The sequence below is a fragment of the Streptomyces luteolifulvus genome (assembly GCF_008806595.1).
In the GTDB taxonomy this organism is placed as follows: domain Bacteria; phylum Actinomycetota; class Actinomycetes; order Streptomycetales; family Streptomycetaceae; genus Streptomyces; species Streptomyces luteolifulvus.
On record NZ_VZRB01000011.1, the window covers coordinates 77,242 to 98,533 of the forward strand.

At 69.8% G+C, this 21,292-nt stretch carries 18 protein-coding genes; 11 read left to right on the plus strand and 7 right to left on the minus strand.

What is annotated here, in order from left to right:
- Nucleotides 1-24: 24 nt before the first annotated feature.
- The 7 genes from F7R91_RS17905 (at nucleotide 25) to F7R91_RS17935 (ending at nucleotide 6,034) form a co-directional block, all read left to right on the plus strand.
- Complete coding sequence (locus F7R91_RS17905) at nucleotides 25-819, plus strand: cell division protein FtsQ/DivIB (RefSeq protein ID WP_150949955.1); 795 nt, start codon at nucleotides 25-27, stop codon at nucleotides 817-819.
- Between the two features lie 276 nt (nucleotides 820-1,095).
- Nucleotides 1,096-2,286: a cell division protein FtsZ gene (gene ftsZ, locus F7R91_RS17910; RefSeq protein ID WP_150949957.1), complete on the plus strand. Its 1,191-nt coding sequence runs from the start codon at nucleotides 1,096-1,098 to the stop codon at nucleotides 2,284-2,286.
- 26 nt (nucleotides 2,287-2,312) lie between these two features.
- Nucleotides 2,313-3,020 (plus strand): peptidoglycan editing factor PgeF, encoded by a 708-nt coding sequence (gene pgeF / locus F7R91_RS17915; protein ID WP_150949959.1) that lies wholly within the window; start codon nucleotides 2,313-2,315, stop codon nucleotides 3,018-3,020.
- Nucleotides 3,021-3,026: 6 nt separating this feature from the next.
- Nucleotides 3,027-3,746: a YggS family pyridoxal phosphate-dependent enzyme gene (locus tag F7R91_RS17920; protein WP_150949961.1), complete on the plus strand. Its 720-nt coding sequence runs from the start codon at nucleotides 3,027-3,029 to the stop codon at nucleotides 3,744-3,746.
- Between the two features lie 128 nt (nucleotides 3,747-3,874).
- Nucleotides 3,875-4,516 carry a cell division protein SepF gene (locus F7R91_RS17925; RefSeq protein WP_150949964.1) on the plus strand — a complete coding sequence of 214 codons (642 nt, stop codon included), beginning with the start codon at nucleotides 3,875-3,877 and terminating at the stop codon, nucleotides 4,514-4,516.
- Between the two features lie 62 nt (nucleotides 4,517-4,578).
- A complete protein-coding gene (locus F7R91_RS17930) occupies nucleotides 4,579-4,863 on the plus strand; it encodes a YggT family protein (RefSeq protein WP_033318070.1) in 285 nt (94 codons plus the stop codon).
- A gap of 46 nt (nucleotides 4,864-4,909) precedes the next feature.
- Nucleotides 4,910-6,034 carry a DivIVA domain-containing protein gene (locus F7R91_RS17935; protein WP_150949966.1) on the plus strand — a complete coding sequence of 375 codons (1,125 nt, stop codon included), beginning with the start codon at nucleotides 4,910-4,912 and terminating at the stop codon, nucleotides 6,032-6,034.
- A 261-nt stretch (nucleotides 6,035-6,295) separates the two neighbouring features.
- On the opposite strand, the gene ileS is transcribed toward F7R91_RS17935, so the two are convergent.
- Nucleotides 6,296-9,433, minus strand: a complete 3,138-nt coding sequence (gene ileS, locus F7R91_RS17940; protein ID WP_150949968.1) for an isoleucine--tRNA ligase — start codon at nucleotides 9,431-9,433, stop codon at nucleotides 6,296-6,298.
- Between the two features lie 592 nt (nucleotides 9,434-10,025).
- On the opposite strand from ileS, the gene F7R91_RS17950 reads away from it, so the two are divergent.
- The 3 genes from F7R91_RS17950 to F7R91_RS17960 all read left to right on the plus strand — a co-directional run bounded on the left by F7R91_RS17950 (nucleotide 10,026) and on the right by F7R91_RS17960 (nucleotide 13,321).
- On the plus strand, nucleotides 10,026-11,642 hold the full coding sequence (locus tag F7R91_RS17950) for a TraR/DksA family transcriptional regulator (protein ID WP_331000572.1): 1,617 nt from the start codon (nucleotides 10,026-10,028) through the stop codon (nucleotides 11,640-11,642).
- A 70-nt stretch (nucleotides 11,643-11,712) separates the two neighbouring features.
- Nucleotides 11,713-12,312 (plus strand): signal peptidase II, encoded by a 600-nt coding sequence (gene lspA / locus F7R91_RS17955; protein WP_150949970.1) that lies wholly within the window; start codon nucleotides 11,713-11,715, stop codon nucleotides 12,310-12,312.
- 64 nt (nucleotides 12,313-12,376) lie between these two features.
- Nucleotides 12,377-13,321: an RluA family pseudouridine synthase gene (locus F7R91_RS17960; protein WP_150949972.1), complete on the plus strand. Its 945-nt coding sequence runs from the start codon at nucleotides 12,377-12,379 to the stop codon at nucleotides 13,319-13,321.
- 31 nt (nucleotides 13,322-13,352) lie between these two features.
- On the opposite strand, the gene F7R91_RS17965 is transcribed toward F7R91_RS17960, so the two are convergent.
- Nucleotides 13,353-14,465, minus strand: a complete 1,113-nt coding sequence (locus tag F7R91_RS17965) for a mechanosensitive ion channel family protein (RefSeq protein WP_150949974.1) — start codon at nucleotides 14,463-14,465, stop codon at nucleotides 13,353-13,355.
- Nucleotides 14,466-14,572: 107 nt separating this feature from the next.
- Between F7R91_RS17965 and F7R91_RS17970 the strand changes: the two genes are divergently transcribed.
- Entirely contained in the window at nucleotides 14,573-15,142 is a 570-nt protein-coding gene (locus F7R91_RS17970) for a dienelactone hydrolase family protein (RefSeq protein ID WP_150949976.1), read from the plus strand.
- A gap of 33 nt (nucleotides 15,143-15,175) precedes the next feature.
- Here F7R91_RS17970 and F7R91_RS17975 read toward each other — a convergent pair whose 3' ends face one another.
- The 5 genes from F7R91_RS17975 to F7R91_RS17995 form a co-directional block, all read right to left on the minus strand.
- Nucleotides 15,176-16,165, minus strand: coding sequence for a zinc metalloprotease (locus tag F7R91_RS17975; RefSeq protein ID WP_150949977.1), 990 nt, complete (start codon nucleotides 16,163-16,165; stop codon nucleotides 15,176-15,178).
- A 267-nt stretch (nucleotides 16,166-16,432) separates the two neighbouring features.
- Complete coding sequence (locus tag F7R91_RS17980) at nucleotides 16,433-18,112, minus strand: alkaline phosphatase D family protein (protein WP_150949979.1); 1,680 nt, start codon at nucleotides 18,110-18,112, stop codon at nucleotides 16,433-16,435.
- 91 nt (nucleotides 18,113-18,203) lie between these two features.
- Nucleotides 18,204-19,043: a thioredoxin domain-containing protein gene (locus F7R91_RS17985; RefSeq protein ID WP_150949981.1), complete on the minus strand. Its 840-nt coding sequence runs from the start codon at nucleotides 19,041-19,043 to the stop codon at nucleotides 18,204-18,206.
- A gap of 78 nt (nucleotides 19,044-19,121) precedes the next feature.
- Nucleotides 19,122-19,820: a hypothetical protein gene (locus F7R91_RS17990; RefSeq protein ID WP_150949982.1), complete on the minus strand. Its 699-nt coding sequence runs from the start codon at nucleotides 19,818-19,820 to the stop codon at nucleotides 19,122-19,124.
- Between the two features lie 90 nt (nucleotides 19,821-19,910).
- Nucleotides 19,911-21,260, minus strand: coding sequence for a DUF2252 domain-containing protein (locus F7R91_RS17995; protein ID WP_150949984.1), 1,350 nt, complete (start codon nucleotides 21,258-21,260; stop codon nucleotides 19,911-19,913).
- Nucleotides 21,261-21,292 lie beyond the last annotated feature (32 nt).

Sequence of the window (21,292 nt, forward strand, 5' to 3'; positions counted from 1 at the left end):
ACCATATGACGGGAGGCAGGCAGCGTGGCCGGATCGACGACCGCCGAGCGCGGTGAACGCCAGCAGGAGTCGTCCGGCCCGCCGCCCGCCGGGCGGTTCAGGCCGCCACGCCTTCGTACGATCGTCGTCCTGGCCGTGGCCCTGGTGGTCGCGGGAGCCGGAACCGTCTGGCTGTTGTACGGCTCGCACTGGCTGCGGGTGGGACAGGTGTCCGTGTCCGGGACCCGGGTCCTGACGCCCGAGCAGGTGCGGGAGGCCGCCGAGGTACCGGTCGGGGCACCGCTGATTTCCGTGGACACCGACGCGATTGCGTCACGTCTGCGCCAGAAATTGCCCCGAATTGATGTGGTTGACGTCGAGCGTTCCTGGCCCCGTGGAATCGACCTGAAAGTGACCGAGCGTACTCCGGTTCTGCTTGTGCAAAAGGGCGGAAAGTTTGTCGAAGTGGACGATGAAGGTGTCCGTTTCGCCGTGGTTTCACAGGCTCCGAAAGGGGTGCCCGCACTGGAATTGTCACTGTCCCGGGCGGACTCGCGCGCTGCGAGCCTGCGCCGCTTCGGCGAGGACCGGCTGGTGCGGGAGGCGGTCACGGTCGCCGGTGACATTCCGGCCGCCGTCGCCCGCGTCACCCGGACCGTCAAGGTGCGCTCGTACGACGACATCTCGCTGGAGTTGAGCGGTGGCCGGACCGTCGTCTGGGGAAGCAGCGAGGCCGGCGCCGCGAAGGCCCGTGCACTCACCGCACTCATGAAAGCGGCCCCGGGAGCGCGGCACTTCGACGTCAGCGTTCCCACCGCCCCCGCGTCATCAACGAGTTGACGCACATCAGCGCAGGTCAACACCCTGGTTGGGCGCTGCTACGGCTGATCACATAGGGTGAAAAGAAAAACGGGAGGTTCGGCGTGTTCGTTGAACGTGCGCCACTTGTCGACTTAGTGTCCTGTTCAGAAGATTCCAGGGAACAGACACACTGGTAACCCTAAACTTCAACGTTAGGGTTCGGGTCGGCGTTCGGACCGTCCCATTCGGCATCAGTCGCCGGTTCGCACGACCCGCGAGACGGCGACACGTAACTCGAGGCGAGAGGCCTTCGACGTGGCAGCACCGCAGAACTACCTCGCAGTCATCAAAGTCATCGGTGTCGGCGGCGGTGGTGTCAATGCCATCAACCGGATGATCGAGGTCGGTCTCAAGGGCGTCGAGTTCATCGCCATCAACACCGACGCTCAGGCGCTGTTGATGAGCGACGCCGACGTCAAGCTCGACGTCGGCCGTGAACTGACCCGCGGACTCGGCGCCGGAGCCAACCCGGCCGTCGGCCGCAAGGCCGCCGAGGACCACCGCGAGGAGATCGAGGAGGTCCTCAAGGGGGCCGACATGGTCTTCGTGACGGCCGGTGAAGGCGGCGGCACCGGCACCGGCGGCGCTCCCGTGGTGGCGAACATCGCCCGCTCCCTCGGCGCCCTCACCATCGGCGTGGTCACGCGCCCGTTCACCTTCGAGGGACGGCGCCGTGCCAACCAGGCCGAGGACGGCATCGCGGAGCTCCGTGAAGAGGTCGACACCCTGATCGTCATCCCGAACGACCGGCTGCTGTCCATCTCGGACCGCCAGGTCTCGGTGCTCGACGCCTTCAAGTCGGCCGACCAGGTCCTGCTCTCCGGTGTCCAGGGCATCACCGACCTCATCACCACCCCCGGTCTGATCAACCTGGACTTCGCCGACGTCAAGTCGGTCATGTCCGAGGCCGGTTCGGCGCTCATGGGCATCGGCTCGGCCCGCGGCGACGACCGTGCGGTGGCCGCGGCCGAGATGGCGATCTCCTCGCCGCTCCTCGAGGCGTCCATCGACGGCGCCCGGGGCGTGCTGCTGTCCATCTCCGGCGGCTCCGACCTCGGTCTGTTCGAGATCAACGAGGCGGCCCAGCTGGTCAGCGAGGCCGCGCACCCCGAGGCCAACATCATCTTCGGTGCGGTGATCGACGACGCCCTCGGCGACGAGGTCCGGGTCACCGTGATCGCGGCCGGCTTCGACGGCGGCCAGCCCCCGGCCCGCCGGGACAATGTCCTCGGCTCGTCCTCGGCCCGCCGCGAGGAGCCCGCTCCGGCACGGCAGACCGAGAGCCGTCCGAGCTTCGGCTCGCTCGGCAGTGTCACACCGAAGGAGGAGCCGGAGCCCGCGCCCGAGCCGGTGGCCGACATCCCGGTCGCCCCGCCGGTCCCGCCGTCGCGGAGCTACTCGGACAGCGCGGCCGAGGAGCTGGACGTGCCGGACTTCCTGAAGTGATAGGACACCGCTCACAGACGAGCACCGTGAACGGCGCGCACTTCGCCTTCACCGACAGGTGGGGCGGGGTGAGCGCCGTTCCGTACGAGGAGCTCAACCTCGGCGGCGCGGTCGGCGACGACACCGGCGCCGTACGGACCAACCGTGAACTGGCCGCCAAGTCCCTCGGCCTCGACCCCGCCCGGGTGGTCTGGATGAACCAGGTGCACGGGGCGGACACGGCGGTGATCGACGGGCCCTGGGGGACCGGGCCGGTGCCGGAGGTCGACGCGATCGTCACCGCCCGCCGCGGACTCGCCCTCGCCGTGCTCACCGCCGACTGCACACCCGTCCTGCTCGCCGACCCCGTCGCCGGGGTTGCCGCCGCGGTCCATGCCGGGCGGCCCGGCATGGTCGCCGGAGTCGTCCCCGCCGCCGTACGGGCCATGATGGAAGTGGGTGCCGAGCCGTCCCGGATCGTCGCCCGCACCGGGCCGGCCGTCTGCGGCCGGTGCTACGAGGTGCCGGAGTCCATGCGCGCCGAGGTGGCCGCCGTCGAACCGGCGGCGTACGCCGAGACGAGCTGGGGCACGCCGGCGGTCGATGTGACCGCCGGAGTGCACGCGCAGCTCGACAGGCTCGGGGTGTGCGACCGGGAGCAGTCGCCGGTGTGCACGCTCGAGTCGGGCGACCACTTCTCGTACCGCCGCGACCGCACCACGGGCCGGCTCGCGGCCTATGTGTGGCTGGACTGATGGGGCATGACGGACCGTAGGGACGAACTCGCCGGAAATCTGGCGAAGGTGGAGGAGCGCATCACCGCCGCGTGCGTGGCCGCGGGGCGCAAGCGTGAAGAGGTGACCCTGATCGTGGTCACCAAGACCTATCCCGCGAGCGATGTGAGAGTCCTGTCGGAACTCGGTGTGCGCCATGTCGCCGAGAACCGCGACCAGGACGCCGCACCCAAGGCCGCCGAATGCTCGGATCTGCCCCTTGTATGGCATTTTGTCGGGCAGTTGCAGACCAACAAGGTGCGATCCGTGGTCGGTTATGCGGATCTCGTGCAGTCCGTCGATCGTTCCAGGCTGGTGACGGCTCTCTCGAAGGAGGCCGTACGGGCCGGGCGCGAGGTGGGGTGTCTCCTCCAGGTCGCGCTCGATGCGGGAGAGAGCGCGAGGGGCGAACGGGGAGGCGTGGCACCGGGCGGAATCGAAGAGTTGGCCGACCTCGTCGCCGAGGCTCCGGGGCTGCGGCTCGACGGGCTGATGACCGTCGCGCCGCTGACCGGGGAGTACGCGGGGCGTCAACGGGTGGCGTTCGAGCGGTTGATGGATTTGTCGACTGACCTGCGCCGAGCTCATCCGGCTGCGAACATGGTCTCAGCAGGGATGAGTGCGGACCTCGAGGAGGCCGTGGCCGCCGGGGCGACACATGTGCGCGTCGGTACCGCGGTACTCGGAGTCCGCCCCGGGCTCGGGTAACGTCGCCAGGAAGTCGGACCACAGCAGAAAATATGGTCAATGTCGCTGAAAGCGGGCATAACGACCTCGTGGATCGCGGGCACTTGGCAGTAGTCAGTCGATCCACCACAGAGCGGAGGACTCAGAGCATGGCCGGCGCGATGCGCAAGATGGCGGTCTACCTCGGCCTCGTGGAGGACGATGGGTATGACGGCCGCGGTTTCGACCCCGACGACGACTTCGAACCCGAACTGGACCCGGAGCCCGAGCGGGACCACCGGCGGCACGAGCCGTCGCACCAGTCGCACCAGTCCCATCAGCTTCAAAGGGACGAATCGGTACGAGTGGTGCAGCCCTCGGCGCCGCGCGACCCGGTGCCGCATTCCGCTTCGTCGGTCGCGGAATCCGGGCGTCCGGCGCGTATCGCGCCCGTGGCGTCCATCACACAAGAACGCGCAAGCCTGGAGAAGAACGCACCGGTGATCATGCCCAAGGTCGTGTCGGAACGAGAGCCTTACCGGATCACCACACTTCACCCCCGGACCTACAACGAGGCCCGTACCATCGGGGAACACTTCCGTGAGGGCACCCCGGTGATCATGAATCTGACTGAGATGGATGACACAGACGCGAAGCGACTTGTCGACTTTGCGGCGGGTTTGGTGTTTGGTCTTCACGGCAGCATCGAGCGGGTGACGCAGAAGGTGTTCCTGTTGTCGCCTGCTAACGTCGATGTCACGGCGGAGGACAAGGCCCGCATCGCAGAGGGCGGGTTCTTCAACCAGAGCTGAGACGCACCACCGGAAACAGCAGTACCCAGCAGCACGAAACAGGGGAGAGGGAAGCACAAGCAATGAGCGTGGTCCTGGATGTCGTCTACATCGCGCTGATGTGCTTCCTCATCGTGCTCATCTTCCGGTTGGTCATGGACTACGTCTTCCAGTTCGCCCGCTCGTGGCAACCCGGCAAGGCGATGGTGGTCGTTCTGGAGGCCACCTACACTGTCACTGATCCACCGCTCAAGCTTCTGCGGCGGTTCATCCCGCCGCTGCGTCTCGGGGGCGTGGCGCTCGACCTGTCCTTCTTCGTACTGATGATCATCGTCTACATCCTGATCTCCGTCGTGAGCCGGCTGTGAACGATACGGTCTTGCCGAATGCCGACGACTACGTTGAGGTGAAGAGATGCCGTTGACCCCCGAGGATGTGCGGAACAAGCAGTTCACGACCGTCCGCCTCCGAGAAGGCTATGACGAGGACGAGGTCGATGCCTTCCTCGACGAGGTCGAAGCCGAACTGACCCGCTTGCTCCGCGAGAACGAGGACCTGCGCGCCAAACTGGCCGCGGCCACGCGTGCTGCTGCCCAGAACCAGCAGAACATGCGCAAGCCTCCGGAACCGCAGGATCAGCAGGGCATGCCCCCGGGCATGCAGCCCGGCATGCCGCAGCAGGGCATGCGCGGTCCCGGCGCTCCCGTCCCCGCCGGGATATCGGGCCCGCCGCAGCAGCCGATGGGTGGCCCCATGGGTGGTCCGCCCCAGCTGCCGAGCGGTGCCCCGCAGCTGCCCGCCGGCCCCGGCGGTCAGGGTGGTCCGCAGGGTCCCGGCCCGATGGGTCAGGGTCCGATGGGCCAGCCCCCGATGCAGCAGATGGGCGGCCCGATGGGCGGCCCCATGGGCGGTCCGATGGGCGGCCCCGGTCAGGCCCCTGGCGGCGACAGCGCCGCCCGTGTCCTCTCGCTGGCCCAGCAGACCGCCGACCAGGCGATCGCCGAGGCCCGCTCCGAAGCCAACAAGATCGTCGGCGAGGCCCGCAGCCGCGCCGAGGGTCTCGAGCGTGACGCCCGTGCCAAGGCAGATGCACTGGAGCGGGACGCGCAGGAGAAGCACCGTGTCGCGATGGGCTCCCTGGAGTCCGCCCGCGCCACGCTGGAGCGCAAGGTCGAGGACCTGCGCGGCTTCGAGCGCGAGTACCGCACGCGGCTGAAGTCGTACCTGGAGTCGCAGCTGCGTCAGCTGGAGACCCAGGCCGACGACTCGCTGGCCCCGCCGCGCACTCCGGCGACCGCGTCGCTGCCGCCGTCCCCGGCGCCCTCCATGGCTCCGGCCGGCGCGAGCGCGCCGTCGTACGGCGGCAACCAGGGCATGGGCGGTGGCCCGGCCCCTGCCGGCCCGTCCTACGGCGGTCAGCAGCAGATGTCCCCGGCGATGACCCAGCCGATGGCGCCGGTGCGTCCGCAGGGCCCCGGTCCGATGGGGCAGGCTCCCTCGCCGATGCGCGGGTTTCTCATCGACGAGGACGACAACTGACGGTTGGTAGTACGCCGTAGGCGTCGGCAGCGTTCAGGGCGAGGCCCCGGAATTTGATACGGGGCCTCGCCCTTTTGCTGCCCGCGGTCGGGGAGTTGTTCGGGTGGGGGTGCGTTTGTACAGGGGGACGCAACGCCGAAGGCCTGGGACACGGAAGAAATTTCCGCGCCCCAGGCCTTGTTGGTTGCCCACCCGTGCCGCCCCAGCGGCACGACGGCCCGCGGACTGACGGCCCGCAGTGGGGAGACCCCTCGGTGCGAGCTACGCCTTGTGGAGGCGGAACGTCAGGGACAGGCCCTCGTCGGTGAACGGGGTGCCGTACGCCTCGTCCGCCTCGCCCTCGGCGAAGTCCGTCGCGAGGACCTCCTCCGCGATCAGCTCCGCGTGCCCGGTCAGCGCCGCGACGACCGCCGGGTCCGTGGAGGTCCAGCGGAGCGCGATGCGGTCGGCCACATCGAGGCCGCTGTTCTTGCGGGCCTCCTGGATCAGCCGGATCGCGTCACGGGCGAGGCCCGCCCGGCGAAGCTCCTCCGTGATCTCCAGGTCGAGCGCGACCGTCGCGCCCGAGTCGGAGGCGACCGACCAGCCTTCGCGCGGGGTCTCCGTGATGATGACCTCGTCCGGGGCGAGGGTGATCGTCTCGCCGTCGACCTCCACCGACGCCGTGCCCTCGCGCAGCGCCAGGGACAGGGCGGCGGCGTCCGCGTCGGCGACGGCCCTGGCGACGTCCTGGACGCGTTTGCCGAACCGCTTGCCCAGGGCACGGAAGTTGGCCTTGGCCGTGGTGTCCACCAGGGAGCCGCCTACGTCCGACAGCGAGGCCAGGGACTCGACGTTCAGCTCCTCCGTGATCTGCGCGTGCAGTTCCGGGTTCAGCGCCTCGAAGCCCGCCGCCGCGACCAGCGCGCGCTGCAGCGGCTGGCGTGTCTTCACGCCCGACTCCGCGCGCGTGGCACGGCCCAGCTCCACCAGCCGGCGCACCAGCACCATCTGCTTCGACAGCTCCGGGTCGATCGCGGTGAGGTCCGCCTCCGGCCAGGACGCCAGGTGCACCGACTCCGGGGCGCCGGGTGTGACCGGCACGACCAGGTCCTGCCAGACCCGCTCGGTGATGAACGGGGTCAGCGGGGCCATCAGCTTCGTGACCGTCTCGACGACCTCGTGCAGGGTGCGCAGCGCCGCCTTGTCACCCTGCCAGAAGCGGCGGCGGGACCGGCGGACGTACCAGTTCGACAGGTCGTCGACGAACGCCGACAGGAGCTTGCCGGCGCGCTGCGTGTCGTACGCCTCCAGGGCCTGTGTCACCTGGTCGGTGAGCGCGTGGAGTTCGGACAGCAGCCAGCGGTCGAGGACGGGCCGGTCCGCGGGGGCCGGGTCCGCCTCGCTGGGCGCCCAGTCGGACGTACGCGCGTACAGGGCCTGGAAGGCGACCGTGTTCCAGTACGTGAGGAGCGTCTTGCGGACGACCTCCTGGATGGTGCCGTGGCCCACCCGGCGGGCCGCCCAGGGGGAGCCGCCGGCCGCCATGAACCAGCGGACCGCGTCCGCCCCGTGCTGGTCCATGAGCGGGATCGGCTGGAGGATGTTGCCCAGGTGCTTGGACATCTTGCGGCCGTCCTCGGCGAGGATGTGGCCGAGGCAGACGACGTTCTCGTACGACGACTTGTCGAAGACCAGCGTGCCGACCGCCATCAGCGTGTAGAACCAGCCGCGGGTCTGGTCGATGGCCTCGCTGATGAACTGCGCCGGGTAGCGGGACTCGAACAGCTCCTTGTTCTTGTACGGGTAGCCCCACTGCGCGAACGGCATCGAACCCGAGTCGTACCAGGCGTCGATGACCTCCGGCACGCGCGTGGCCGTCTTCTCGCACTGCGGGCACGCGAAGGTGACGTCGTCGATGTACGGGCGGTGCGGGTCGAGGGCGGACTGGTCGGTGCCGGTCAGCTCGGTCAGCTCCGCGCGGGAGCCGACGACGGTGAGGTGGTCGTCCTCGCAGCGCCAGATCGGCAGCGGGGTTCCCCAGTAGCGGTTGCGGGACAGCGCCCAGTCGATGTTGTTGTTCAGCCAGTCGCCGTACCGGCCGTGCTTGACGGTGTCCGGGTACCAGTTGGTGTTCTCGTTCTCCTGGAGGAGACGGTCCTTGATCGCGGTGGTGCGGATGTACCAGGACGGCTGCGCGTAGTAGAGGAGCGCGGTGTGGCAGCGCCAGCAGTGCGGGTAGCTGTGCTCGTACGGGATGTGCCGGAACAGCAGACCACGGCTGTGGAGGTCCTCGGTGAGCCGTTCGTCCGCCTTCTTGAAGAAGACACCGCCGACGAGGGGGACGTCCTCCTCGAAGGTGCCGTCGGGGCGGACCGGGTTCACGACCGGCAGGCCGTAGGCCCGGCAGACCTTGAGGTCGTCCTCACCGAAAGCGGGGGACTGGTGGACCAGACCCGTACCGTCCTCGGTCGTGACGTACTCGGCGTTGACCACGAAATGGGCCGGCTCCGGGAACTCCACGAGCTCGAACGGACGTTGATACGTCCAGCGCTCCATCTCGGCGCCGGTGAAGGTCCGGCCGGTCGTCTCCCAGCCCTCGCCGAGCGCCTTGGCGACCAGCGGCTCGGCGACGACGAGCTGCTCCTCGCCGTTCGTCGCCACCACATAGGTGACCTCGGGGTGGGCGGCGACCGCGGTGTTGGAGACCAAGGTCCAAGGGGTCGTCGTCCACACCAGGAGCGCGGCCTGGCCGGCGAGCGGACCGGAGGTGAGGGGGAAACGGACGTACACGGACGGGTCGACGACCGTCTCGTAGCCCTGCGCCAGCTCGTGGTCCGACAGGCCCGTGCCGCAGCGCGGACACCAGGGGGCGACGCGGTGGTCCTGGACCAGCAGGCCCTTCTTGAAGATCTCCTTCAGCGACCACCACACGGACTCGATGTACTCGGGCTCCATCGTGACGTACGCGTCGTCGAGGTCGACCCAGTAGCCCATGCGGGTCGTCAGGTCGGAGAACGCGTCGGTGTGGCGGAGCACGGACTCACGGCACCTGGCGTTGAACTCGGCGATGCCGTACGCCTCGATGTCCTGCTTGCCGCTGAAGCCGAGCTCCTTCTCCACCGCCAGCTCCACCGGCAGGCCGTGGCAGTCCCAGCCGGCCTTGCGGGCCACGTGGTAGCCGCGCATGGTGCGGAAGCGGGGGAAGACGTCCTTGAAGACGCGCGCCTCGATGTGGTGGGCGCCCGGCATGCCGTTGGCGGTGGGCGGGCCCTCGTAGAACACCCACTCGGGGCGGCCCTCGGACTGCTCCAGGCTCTTGGCGAAGATCTTCTGCTCGCGCCAGAAGTCGAGCACCGCGTGCTCGAGCGCGGGCAGGTCGACCTGGGCGGGCACCTGGCGGTACGTCGGCGTTGTCATCAGCGGGCTTCCTCCGGCGGACTTGCTGCCTTCCGTCCGGAGGGACGAGAGCTACGTCTGTGCGTACGCCGTCTGCGGCGCGCTCCCGCGGTACCACCCTCCTTGGCTCCCCGGTGCACCGTGCACACCGGCGAGCCCCCTCATTGGGGTCGCGATGCCGGTTCTACCGCCCCTCACGGGGTTTCTTCCGGCGGCTCCGGGGTGATCTTCACATCGCGCTCGCCCCCGGGCTTCCACCGTCCCCGGGTCGCTCTGGGCTGCGTACGTCGCTACTCGTCCCCATCCATGCTTTTCGCTCCGCCCAGTGTACGGCGCGACGGCGACAGCGGCCGACCGCTTTTCCGCTCCGGGGAGTGAGGTGGCGCTATGCCGTTTATGACCCGAATGGCGAGGGTACGAGTGTTCGGATTCCGGGAGGCCGAGCTTGGCGGATTACCCCGCGGGGAGCTGGGCACAACGCATGCAGGCTGCCGCGCGGCATGCGCGAGGCGGGCGAATCGGGCGGTGTGCCCCGTTGCCGCGGGACTCAAGTCGATTTATCGTCCCAGCACGATTCGCGAGCAAGATCACAATATGTGAAGGGGCCGCGGCCATGGTGGCGAAGAAGACCGCCGTACAGCAGTCGGCATCCGGCAGACCCACGAGTGCCAGGGTCTCCGGCAGTGCGGCCAAGGAGCTCGGCGGGAAGAAGAGCACGCAGGGGGGGGCCGCCGGGCGTGAGGGCAAGACCGTGAAGACGGTGGGCACGGGTGCGCAGGGGGCGCAGAGGGCTGCGCCGGAACGGTCGGCTGCCGAGACGGCGCCCGAGAGGGCGGCGGCGGGGAAGCCGGCGTCTGAGGGGGCGGTGCCTGCGCGGACCGCGGCGAGGAAGACGGCCTCTGAGAAGGCCGTGGCGAAGAAGGCGGTGCCTGGGAAGGCGGGGGCGGAGCAGACAGGGCCCGAGAAGGCGGCGGCGAGGAAGACGGCGCCCGGGAAGGGCGCGGCCAAGAAGGCAGCCGCTGAGACGGGGGCTGCCGGCAAGCGGGCGTCCGGGAAAGCGGCCGCCCCCGAGAAGGCGGCCGTCAAGAAGCCGGGGCCTGAGAAGACGGCTGTGGAGAAGGCGGCCACGGCGAAGAAGACCGCTGGGAAAAAGGCCGCCGAGAAGAAGAGCGCCGCTGCGACGGCCGCCACCAGGAAGGCGGCGGCTGCTTCCAAGGCGGCTCCTTCGAAGAAGGCAGCCGAGGGGGCGGGGCCCGAGAGAGCGGCGGTCCAGGAGGGGGCGGCCGGAAGGAAGGCGATGACCACCAAGGCCGCGAAGAAGGAGCCGGGCAAGAAGGCCGTGGCCAAGGAGGCAGTGGCCAAGAGGGCGGCCGTGAAGAAGGCGGTGGCGGAGAGGGCCGTCGAGTCGGCGGCCGAGGAGCAGGCGACCGCGAGGAAGGTCGTGGCCAAGGAGGCAGCGGCAAGGAAGGCCGCCGTGAAGAAGGCGGTCACGGAGACGGCCGGGGGGACGGCGGCCACCAAGAAGCCGACCGCGAAGAAGCCGAGCGCGAAGAAGAGGGCCGCGGAGAAGTCGGCCGCGACGAAGACGACCGCGAAGAAGGCGGCACCGAAGAAGACGGCCGCCGAGCGGGCCACCGCCCGTCCGGGTGCCGTCGTGCAGGGGGGCGTCGCCCCGAAGAGTGCGGCCAAGAAGAGCAGGGCCAAGAAGGCGGGCGCGGCCGAGGCCGCGGAGCAGACGGGAGCCACGACAGTGGTTGCGAAGAAGACTCCTGGCACGGCCGCAGCGGCGAAGACCGCCGTACCGAAGGCACGGGTCGCCGCGGCGGTGGAGCCGGGCGAGCTCGCGGTGCGCCCCGGTGAGGACCCCTGGACCCCGGAAGAGGTCGAGGAGGCCCGCGCCGAGCTGCTGTCCGAGGAGCAGCGGCTGCGCGACGAGATCACCTCGTCCGAGAACGCCGTCGCCGGTCTGATGCGGGACTCCGGGGACGGCGCGGGCGACGACCAGGCGGACACCGGCACCAAGAACATCACCCGCGAGCACGAGCTGGCCCTGGCGGCCAACGCGCGGGAGATGCTCGTCCAGACCGACCGTGCCCTCCAGCGGCTCGACGCGGGCACCTACGGCCTGTGCGAGAACTGCGGCAACCCCATCGGCAAGGCCCGGATGCAGGCCTTCCCGCGGGCCACCCTGTGCGTGGAGTGCAAGCAGAAGCAGGAGCGACGGTACTGAGGGGTGGCTGGGCGGCTGCGGGTGTGCCGTACCCTCGTCCTCAGTCAGGTACCTAGGTTGAGGGACTCACGTGGCAGAGGCGGAGCGCATCATCGGTACGCCGGATTCCCCGGAGGGGGACGGGGCCGAGCCGGGGCAGTCGTCGCGTCCGGACGGGCAGGTCGGCGATGGCGCGCGGCCCAGGGGCAAGCGGCGTGTCGCCGTCCTGTTCGCGGTCGCTGTATTCGCGTATGTCATCGACCTGGTCAGCAAGTTGATCGTGGTCGCGAAGCTGGAGCACCACGCACCGATCGAGATCATCGGGGACTGGCTGAAGTTCGAGGCGATCCGCAACGCGGGTGCCGCCTTCGGCTTCGGTGAGGCGTTCACCGTGATCTTCACGCTGATCGCCGCGGCCGTGATCGTGGTGATCGCCCGGCTTGCCCGCAAGCTCTACAGCCTGCCCTGGGCGATCGCGCTCGGTCTGCTCCTCGGGGGCGCGCTCGGCAACCTCACCGACCGGATCTTCCGCTCTCCGGGCGTCTTCGAGGGCGCGGTCGTCGACTTCATCGCGCCCAAGCACTTCGCCGTCTTCAACCTCGCCGACTCGGCGATCGTGTGCGGCGGCATCCTGATCGTGTTGCTGTCGTTCAAGGGGCTCGACCCGGACGGGACCGTTCACAAGGACTGATTTCGCCGGGGGTGGCCACAGGCTGCCGTACGGCCGTGTCTCACCCGTCCGGCATACTCGACGGGTGAGCACCCTTCCCGAGATCCGTACCCTGCCCGTGCCCGACGGTCTGGAGGGCGAGCGCGTCGACGCCGCCATCTCCCGCATGTTCGGCTTCTCCCGCACGAAGGCCGCCGAACTTGCCGCGGCGGGGAAGGTCACGGTCGACGGCTCGGTGGCCGGGAAGTCCGAGCGGGTGCGCGGCGGGGCCTGGCTCGAGGTGGAGATGCCGCAGGCGCCCGCTCCGGTGCAGGTCGTCGCGGAGCCGGTCGAGGGCATGGAGATCGTGCACGACGACGATGACGTGGTCGTGATCGTCAAGCCGGTCGGCGTCGCCGCGCATCCCAGCCCCGGCTGGACCGGGCCCACGGTCATCGGCGGGCTCGCCGCCGCCGGGTACCGCATCTCGACCTCCGGCGCCGCGGAGCGCCAGGGCATCGTGCACCGCCTCGACGTGGGCACGTCGGGCCTGATGGTGGTGGCCAAGTCCGAGTACGCGTACACGTCGCTCAAGCGCCAGTTCAAGGAGCGCACGGTCGACAAGCGCTACCACACGCTCGTCCAGGGCCACCCCGACCCGACCAGCGGCACCATCGACGCGCCCATCGGCCGCCACCCGCACCACGACTACAAGTGGGCGGTCACCGCCGACGGCAAGCCCTCCGTCACGCACTACGACCTGATCGAGGCGTTCCGCGCGGCCTCCCTGCTCGACGTCAAGCTGGAGACCGGCCGCACGCACCAGATCCGCGTTCACATGGCCGCCCACCGCCACCCGTGCGTCGGTGACCTGACGTACGGCGCCGACCCGACGCTCGCCAAGCGGCTGCGCCTGACCCGCCAGTGGCTGCACGCGGTACGGCTCGGCTTCGAGCACCCCGGTGACGCGCAGTGGGTGGAGTTCGCCTGTGACTACCCGGCCGACCTGCAGAAGGCACTGGACCAGGTCCGCGAGGAGACGTACGCCTGAGGGCTGTGTGCCGTCTGCGGGTGCGGCCCCGTCAGCGGCCCGTCCGTGGTGGCTCGTGGACGCGGCGTGACGTGGCGCCGTCGTGGGAGGACCTGCCGTTCGAACGGCCGGGGGGCAGCAGCGCGTCCGCCGTGTTGACCCTGGGCAGGGCGTACGGGTGTTCCTCGGAGAGCCAGCGGATCATCTGTTCGCGGACCGTGACCCGTACCGTCCAGATGTCGTCGGCGTCCTTCGCCGTCACCAGGGCCCTGACCTGCATGGTGTTCGGGGTGGTGTCCGTGACGTCGAGGCCGTGGGCGCGGCCGTCCCAGGCCGGGCACTCGCGCAGGATGTCGCGCAGCCTCTCGCGCATCGCGTCCAGCGGTGCCGAGTGGTCGACGTGCCAGTGGACGATGCCGGTCATCTGGGGCGTGCCGCGCGACCAGTTCTCGAAGGGCTTGGACGTGAAGTACGAGACGGGCATGGTGATCCGGCGCTCGTCCCAGGTCCGTACGGTCAGGAACGTCAGGGTGATCTCCTCGACGGTGCCCCACTCGCCGTCGACCACGACCGTGTCGCCGAGGCGCACCATGTCGCCGAAGGCGATCTGCAGCCCCGCGAACATATTGCTGAGCGTGGACTGGGCGGCGACACCCGCGACGATGCCGAGGATGCCGGCCGAGGCCAGCAGTGAGGCGCCCGCCGCACGCATCGCCGGGAACGTCAGCAGCATGGCGGCGACGGCCACCACACCGACGACCGCGGACACCACCCGCATGATCAGCGAGACCTGGGTGCGCACGCGCCGCAGCCGGGCCGCGTCGCGGTGGGCGCGCGCGTAGCGGCTGTAGGACGTCTCGACGACCGCGGCGGCGATCCGGACCACCAGCCAGGCGGCGGCCCCGATCAGCACCAGGGTGAGCGCCCGGCCGATGCCGACCCGGTGCTCGTCCAGCAGCCTCGCCTCGTCGTACGACCCTCTGAGCATCGCCGCGCACAGCACGAGCTGGTACGGGATGCGGCCGCGGCGCAGCAGCCCCCACAGCGGTGTCTCGTTGTGCCGTTCGTCGGCCTTGCGCAGCAGACGGTCGGTCACCCAGCCGATGAGCAGGGTGAGCACGACCGAGCCGCCGATCACGATCAACGGGCGGAGTATGTTCTCCATGCCCTCGAACGTAACCGGCCCCGGCGGGTGACGAACATGTGATCTCGGCGCCATTGTGGGTACGGGCGGCTCCCGGCGCTGTCGTACCCGACTGGCACCATGGCCTCATGAACATCATGCTCTTTCACTCGACCCATGGCCTCAGGCCCGCGGTGCGCGACGCAGCGGACCGGCTGCGCGCCGCCGGGCACGAGGTGTGGACGCCGGACCTCTTCGAGGGGCGTACGTTCGAGACGGTCGAGGAGGGCATGGCCTTCAAGGACGAGATCGGCAAGGACGAACTGCTCAAGCGGGCGGTCCTGGCCGCCGCGCCCTACTCGGAACGGGGGCTGGTCTACGCGGGGTTCTCGCTCGGCGCCTCGATCGCGCAGACCCTCGCGCTCGGCGACGAGAGGGCGCGCGGGCTGCTGCTCCTGCACGGCACCTCGGACATCGCCCCGAACGTCCACTTGGACGAGCTGCCGGTGCAGCTGCACGTGGCCGAGCCGGACCCCTTCGAGACCGACGACTGGCTCAGCGCCTGGTACCTGCAGATGGGCCGGACGGGCGCCGATGTCGAGGTGTACAGATACGCCGGGGCCGGTCACTTGTACACCGACCCCGGCCTTCCGGACTACGACGAGGAGGCCGCCGAGGCCACCTGGCGGGTGGCGCTCGGCTTCCTGGAAACGCTCTAGTCCGCTACGACGTCCTCCGGTCCGTCACGACGTTCAGCCGGCGGCCCGGTAGGCCGCCCAGCTCTGCTGCATGCGCGTCACCTGGCCCGCGGTGAACTGGTACATGCAGGCGTCGTACGTGTAGTCCATGAAGTTGTGGATCGGGTCCGCCCCGGCCTTGCGGGTGCAGGTGTCGCGGCCGGTCGGGCACTCGAACGCAGCGCTCTTCTCGGCCGGGGTGTCGACGACGTAGTCGCCGTTGCCGTTACAGCCGCCCTGGAACGTGTGGTACAGGCCCATCCAGTGGCCGACCTCGTGGGTGGCGGTGTCGCCCTCGTCGTAGTGCGTGGCCGAGCCGCCCGGCAGCGAGGCGTCCAGGAGGACGACACCGTCCATCGACGGGCTGGACTTGTAGGAGCTGGGGAAGGTGGCCCAGCCGAGGAGGTCGTCGCCGAGGTTGGCGCTGTAGATGTTGAGGGCGTTCGCGCCGCCCCTGCGGAGGGCGGACTTCATCGCCTTCTCCTCCGCCGAGCCGCTGCTGACGTTGTACCAGGCCGCGTTGTCCGTGTAGTCGGTGCCGGCCAGGGTGAACTGGTAGCCCGAGTCGGTGTTGCCGGCGCCCTGGCCTGCGTAGGCCGCGTTGAGCACGTTCAGCTGGGCGGTGATGTCGGCCGAGCCGAGCTGCCCGGTGGCGCCGTCGTGGATGACGTGGAAGTACACGGGGATGGTGGTGGAGGCGGCGGCAGCGGACAGGCGCTGCCGGCTCAGGCCCAGCTTGTCGAGCTTCTGGTGCAGATCGGCGTCCATCGCCTGGGCCTTGGTGGCGCTGATCTCGTTGGGCTCGGCGGTGTGGTGCCCCGCCTTGGGCCGGGCCTCACGGGCCACGGCGTTGGTTTCGTCGGCGCAGTCGGAGGCGGCCGGGCTCTTGGCCGCGGCGACGCTCGGGGGTGCCGAGAGGGGAGAGAGCATCAGGGTTCCGGCCACGACGGCCGTGCCGATGAGGCGTCTGCGCGTCAGGGGAGATATCCGGGCGGGCGCACGCATGCTGGGGCTCCTAGCGGATGCGGTGGGGAGAGTGGCCAGGGATCTTCCTGGCCGCCGCCCGGAGATTACGTGGACATGCCCAGAGTCGGAGAGAAAAGATTCGGCCAATCGGCCACCCGGCAAAGAGGGGTGAATGCCGCCGCAGGGGCGGGTGGTGTGTCCGAATTCGGAACGTGGCTCGCACCACCCGCCGTCCTGGCGTGATGTCCGGTCAACGGGATTCCCGTCAGCCACCGTTGGCCGAAAATCGCCCTTCGCACACAGGTTTTACACAGGGTCGTACGTCCGCTCGACCTTCTGCGTGCCGCTGCGCGTGCGGTACGAACGGCTCCAGGAGGAGGTCGCGGCGGCCTTCGTGCGGTCGGACAGGACGTAGTAGTCCATCTGCGCGCGGTCGGCCGTGATGTCCAGGACGCCGTAGCCGTGACGGTCGGTGTCGACCCAGCGCACATGCCGGTTGGCGGCCCTGATGATCGGTGAGGCGATCGCGGAGACCGTGCCCTCGGGGACCTTCACGATGTCGTCGAGGTTGTCGGAGGTGACCGAGGTGACGACGAACTCCGTGGCGGCCGACGCGGACAGCGGGTACGTACCGGCGTCCACCGGCACGTCGTTGGCCCACGCCATGTGGATGTCGCCGGTCAGGAACACCGTGTTGCGGATCGCGTTCGCGCGCAGATGGGCCAGCAGCTCCCGGCGGTCGTCCGTGTAGCCGTCCCACTGGTCGGTGTTGACGGCGAGGCCCTCCTGCGGCAGACCCAGCAGCTTGGCCAGCGGCTTCAGCAGGTCCGCGGAGAGCGAGCCGATGGCGAACGGCGAGATCATCACCGAGTTGCCGACCAGCCGCCAGGTGGTGTCGGACGTCTTCAGGCCCGCCTTCAGCCAGTCGAGCTGGGCCCGGCCGGTGAGCGTACGGTCCGGGTCGTCGACCGAGCCGTTGCCGATCTTGACCTGCTGCGAGCGGAAGGAGCGCAGGTCCAGCAGCGAGAGGTCGACGAGCTTGCCGAAGCGCAGCCGGCGGTAGGTGGTGCCCGCGATCGCCGGGCGCACCGGCATCCACTCGAAGTAGGCCTGCTTGGCGGCCGCCTGACGCGCGGACCAGACGCCCTCGGCACCCTCGGTGTGGTTCTCGGCGCCGCCCGACCAGGTGTCGTTGGCGAACTCGTGGTCGTCCCAGATGGCGATGACCGGGGCCGCGGCGTGCAGGGCCTGGAGGTCGGCGTCGGTCTTGTAGCGCCCGTGCCGGGTGCGGTAGTCGGCGAGCGTGAGGATCTCATGGGTGGGCGCGTGCGGCCGTACGACGGTGCCGCGGGTCCCGTACGCGCCGGTGCCGTACTCGTAGATGTAGTCGCCCAGGTGCAGCCAGGCGTCGAGGTCGCCGCGGGCGGCGAGATGACGGTACGCCGAGAAGTAGCCGGCCTCCCAGTTGGCGCAGGAGACCACGCCGAAGCGCAGGCCGGACACGGCCGCGCCCGCGGCCGGCGCGGTGCGGGTGCGGGCGACGGGGGAGTCGGTGCCCCCGGCGGAGAAGCGGAACCAGTAGTCGGTCGCCGGTGCGAGGCCCCGGATGTCCGCCTTGACGGTGTGGTCGGAGGCGGCGGTCGCGGTGAGCGAGCCCTTGGCGACGACGTTCGTGAACGCCTTGTCCCTCGCGACGGTCCAGCCGACCTGGATGTCCGGGCCGAGCCCGGAGCCGGGTATCGCCTCGGGGGTGGGCGTCACCCGTGTCCACAGCAGGATGCCGTCGGGCAGCGGGTCACCGGAGGCGACGCCGTGCAGGAAGGCGGGTGCGTCGGCGGCACGGGCGGGCATCGCCGCGGCGAGCGGTCCGGCCAGGGCCGCGGTGGCGGCAGCTGCCTTGACGACCGTACGGCGGCGCGGGGACAGCGAGTTGGCGCTGTCGGAAGCGGAGAATGTGCTCTCGGATGATCTGTATCGACTGGTCACGACCGATCAGGCTACTGATGGGTACGCGCGAGAGCGGGCGAACTCGCAAAAGTTCGCCCGCTCTTCTTCCGGCCGTTCTCCTGGCGGCCCGTCAGGCCTTGAGCGCCGCGTCGACCAGAGAGGTGAAGTCCGCCACCGTCAGGGGCGGGTTGCCGTCGGGGGTGCTGAGCATCTTGCCGTCCATGACGAAGCTCGGCGTGCCCGTCACCTTGTCCTTGTTGGTGTCGAAGGTCTTCGACATCGCCAGGGCCCAGGCGTCGAACTTGCCGCTGGTGACGGCGTTCTGGAACGTCTTGTTGTTCTTCAGCGCGGGGATCGTGTCGGCGACCTCGATGAGGTAGTCGTCGCTCTTGAACTTGTCGTCCGACTCCTCGGGGTGGTGCTTCGCCGAGTAGAGCGCGGCCTTGTAGTCGAGGAAGGCCTCGGGGCTCACGTTCAGCGCGGCGCCCATGGCGCTCATCGCGTTCTTGGAGCCCTCGCCGTTGGTGCCCACCTTGTCCTTGCCCAGCGCGTCGCCGTCGAGGAACGTGCCGCCGATGAACTGGACCTTGAACTTGCCCTCGTCGAGGTACTTGTCCACGGTCGAGCCGACCGTCTGCTCGAAGGTGGCGCAGACCGGGCAGCGCGGGTCCTCGTACACCTTGAGGGTCTTCTTGGCGGTGCTCTTGCCGATGACGACGGCCGTGCCGTCCGTGCCCGTGGTGTTGGCCGGGGCGACGATCTTCTCGTCCTTCACGGCCTCCCAGTGGCCGGGCTTGTTGGCCTGGACGACGGCGTAACCGATGCCGCCGGCCAGCGCCAGCACGCCCACGACCGAACAGGCCACGATGACCTGCCGCTTGACCTTCGCGCGCTTGGCCTGGCGCTCGCGCTCCAGACGCAGCCGCTCACGGGCCGCCGTCTTCGCCGCCTGGCTGTTCCGCTTGCTCATGTTCGTGATCTCCATGGGGACGCGCACACCGTCGTGTGCGGAAACGTAAAGGGGGACTGCTCGGTGCTCGGGTGCCTTTCAGGGGAAGGCGACGGGGCACGGCGGTCCACGACGTCCCAGGGAGTGCACGAGGATTCTGTCGCGCACGGCGGTCGGACGGCCGCCGGGATGCGCGGGTCGGCGCACCACCGGGGTGTCTCGGACCGTCACCGCGGCGACCGCCAGCAGCAGCGGCCGGAAGGTGGTCGCGGCCATCGCGCCCAGCACCTGGGCCAGCGCCCGTTCGCCGCGGCGCAGCCAGGCGGCAGCGAGGAGTCCGACCCCCACGTGCGCGCCGAGCAGCAGCCAGGCGACGCCCGGGTCGGCATGCGCCACAAGGGCCGCGATCCGGTCGGTGTCGGTGTCGGTGCCGGTCACCCGGGACAGCGGGGTGCCGACGTCGGTGCCGCCGGCGCACAGCACGTCGAAGCCGACCGAGCGCAGGGGGCCCGCGACCGGGCCGCCCGCCTTGCCGTAACAGACGTGCTGGCCGGTGGTGAAGACCGTGTCGGCCGCCAGCTCCAGTGGGATCAGCAGGGCGGCGATCCGCCCGAAGCCGCGCTCGCGTCCGGCGAGCGCGTAGGCGACGACGAACACGGCGACGGCGATCGCCGCCACCGTGTTCAGCGGCAGGGGAGCCCGGGACAGCAGCACGTGCGCGGCGGAGCTGAGCGTCACGACGACCGCCGTGAACAGCGCCGCGCGGAGCGCTCGCAGCTGGGTCCCGGATATGTCCATAGCAGGAGAGAGTCTGTCACGTGTGCCGGTAAGAGACTCTTAAAGGGTCCCTGTGAGAGGCCGGACCGTGACCAGACCGACAGCGGACCGTCAAAGACCCGGGATCCGGCCGTTGCGGAACAGGTCCACGAAGATCTGGTGGTCGGCACGCGCGCGTGCGCCGTAGGTGTGGGCGAAGTCGACCAGCAGCTGCGCGAAGCCCTCCTCGTCGGCGGCGATCGCCGCGTCGATGGCGCGCTCGGTGGAGAAGGGCACCAGCGACTCGCCGGAGGTGTCGTCCGCCGCCGCGTGCATGGTGGCGGTGGCGCGGCCCAGGTCGGCGACGACCGCGGCGATCTCCTCCGGGTCGTCGATGTCGCCCCAGTCGAGGTCCACCGCGTACGGCGACACCTCGGCGACCAGCTGGCCCGTGCCGCTCAGTTCGGTCCAGCCCAGCCACGGGTCGGCGTGCGCCTGCAGGGCGCGCTGCGAGATGACCGTGCGGTGGCCCTCGTGCTGGAAGTAGTCGCGGATCGCCGGGTCCGTGATGTGGCGGGAGACCGCGGGGGTCTGGGCCTGCTTGATGTAGATCACGACATCGTTCTCCAGGGCGTCGCTGTGGCCCTCCAGGAGGATGTTGTACGACGGCAGACCCGCCGAGCCGATGCCGATGCCGCGCCGGCCCACCACGTCCTTCACCCGGTACGAGTCCGGGCGGGACAGGGAGCTCTCCGGCAGCGTCTCCAGATAGCCGTCGAAGGCCGCGAGCACCTTGTAGCGCGTGGCCGCGTCCAGCTCGATGGAGCCGCCGCCGGGCGCGAAGCGGCGCTCGAAGTCACGGATCTCCGTCATCGAGTCGAGCAGCCCGAAGCGGGTGAGGGAGCGCGCGTCGCGCAGGGCGTCCAGGAGCGGGCCCTGGGCGGTGTCCAGGGTGAAGGGCGGCACCTCGTCCCGCTTGGCGCCGGCGGCCAGGGCGTGGACCCGCTCGCGGTACGCGCCCGCGTACACCTTCACCAGCTCGGTGATCTGGTCGTCGCCGAGCGCCTTCGCGTACCCCACGAGTGCGATCGAGGCGGAGAAGCGCTTGAGGTCCCAGGTGAAGGGACCGACGTACGCCTCGTCGAAGTCGTTGACGTTGAAGATCAGCCGGCCGTTGGCGTCCATGTACGTGCCGAAGTTCTCCGCGTGCAGGTCGCCGTGGATCCACACGCGCGAGGTGCGGTCGTCCAGATACGGGCCACTGAGTACCCTCCCACCGCCCCGCCCTGCGTTCTCGGCGTCCAGGTCGTGATAGAAGAGGCACGCCGTCCCCCGGTAGAAGGCGAACGCCGAGGCCGCCATCTTCCGGAACTTGACGCGGAACGCTGCCGGGTCGGCGGCCAGGAGCTCGCCGAAGGCGGTGTCGAAGACGGCGAGGATCTCCGCGCCGCGCTGCTCGTCGTTGAGCTGGGGTACCGACATCGCTGGGTGCCTCCTGGTGCATGACATGTACG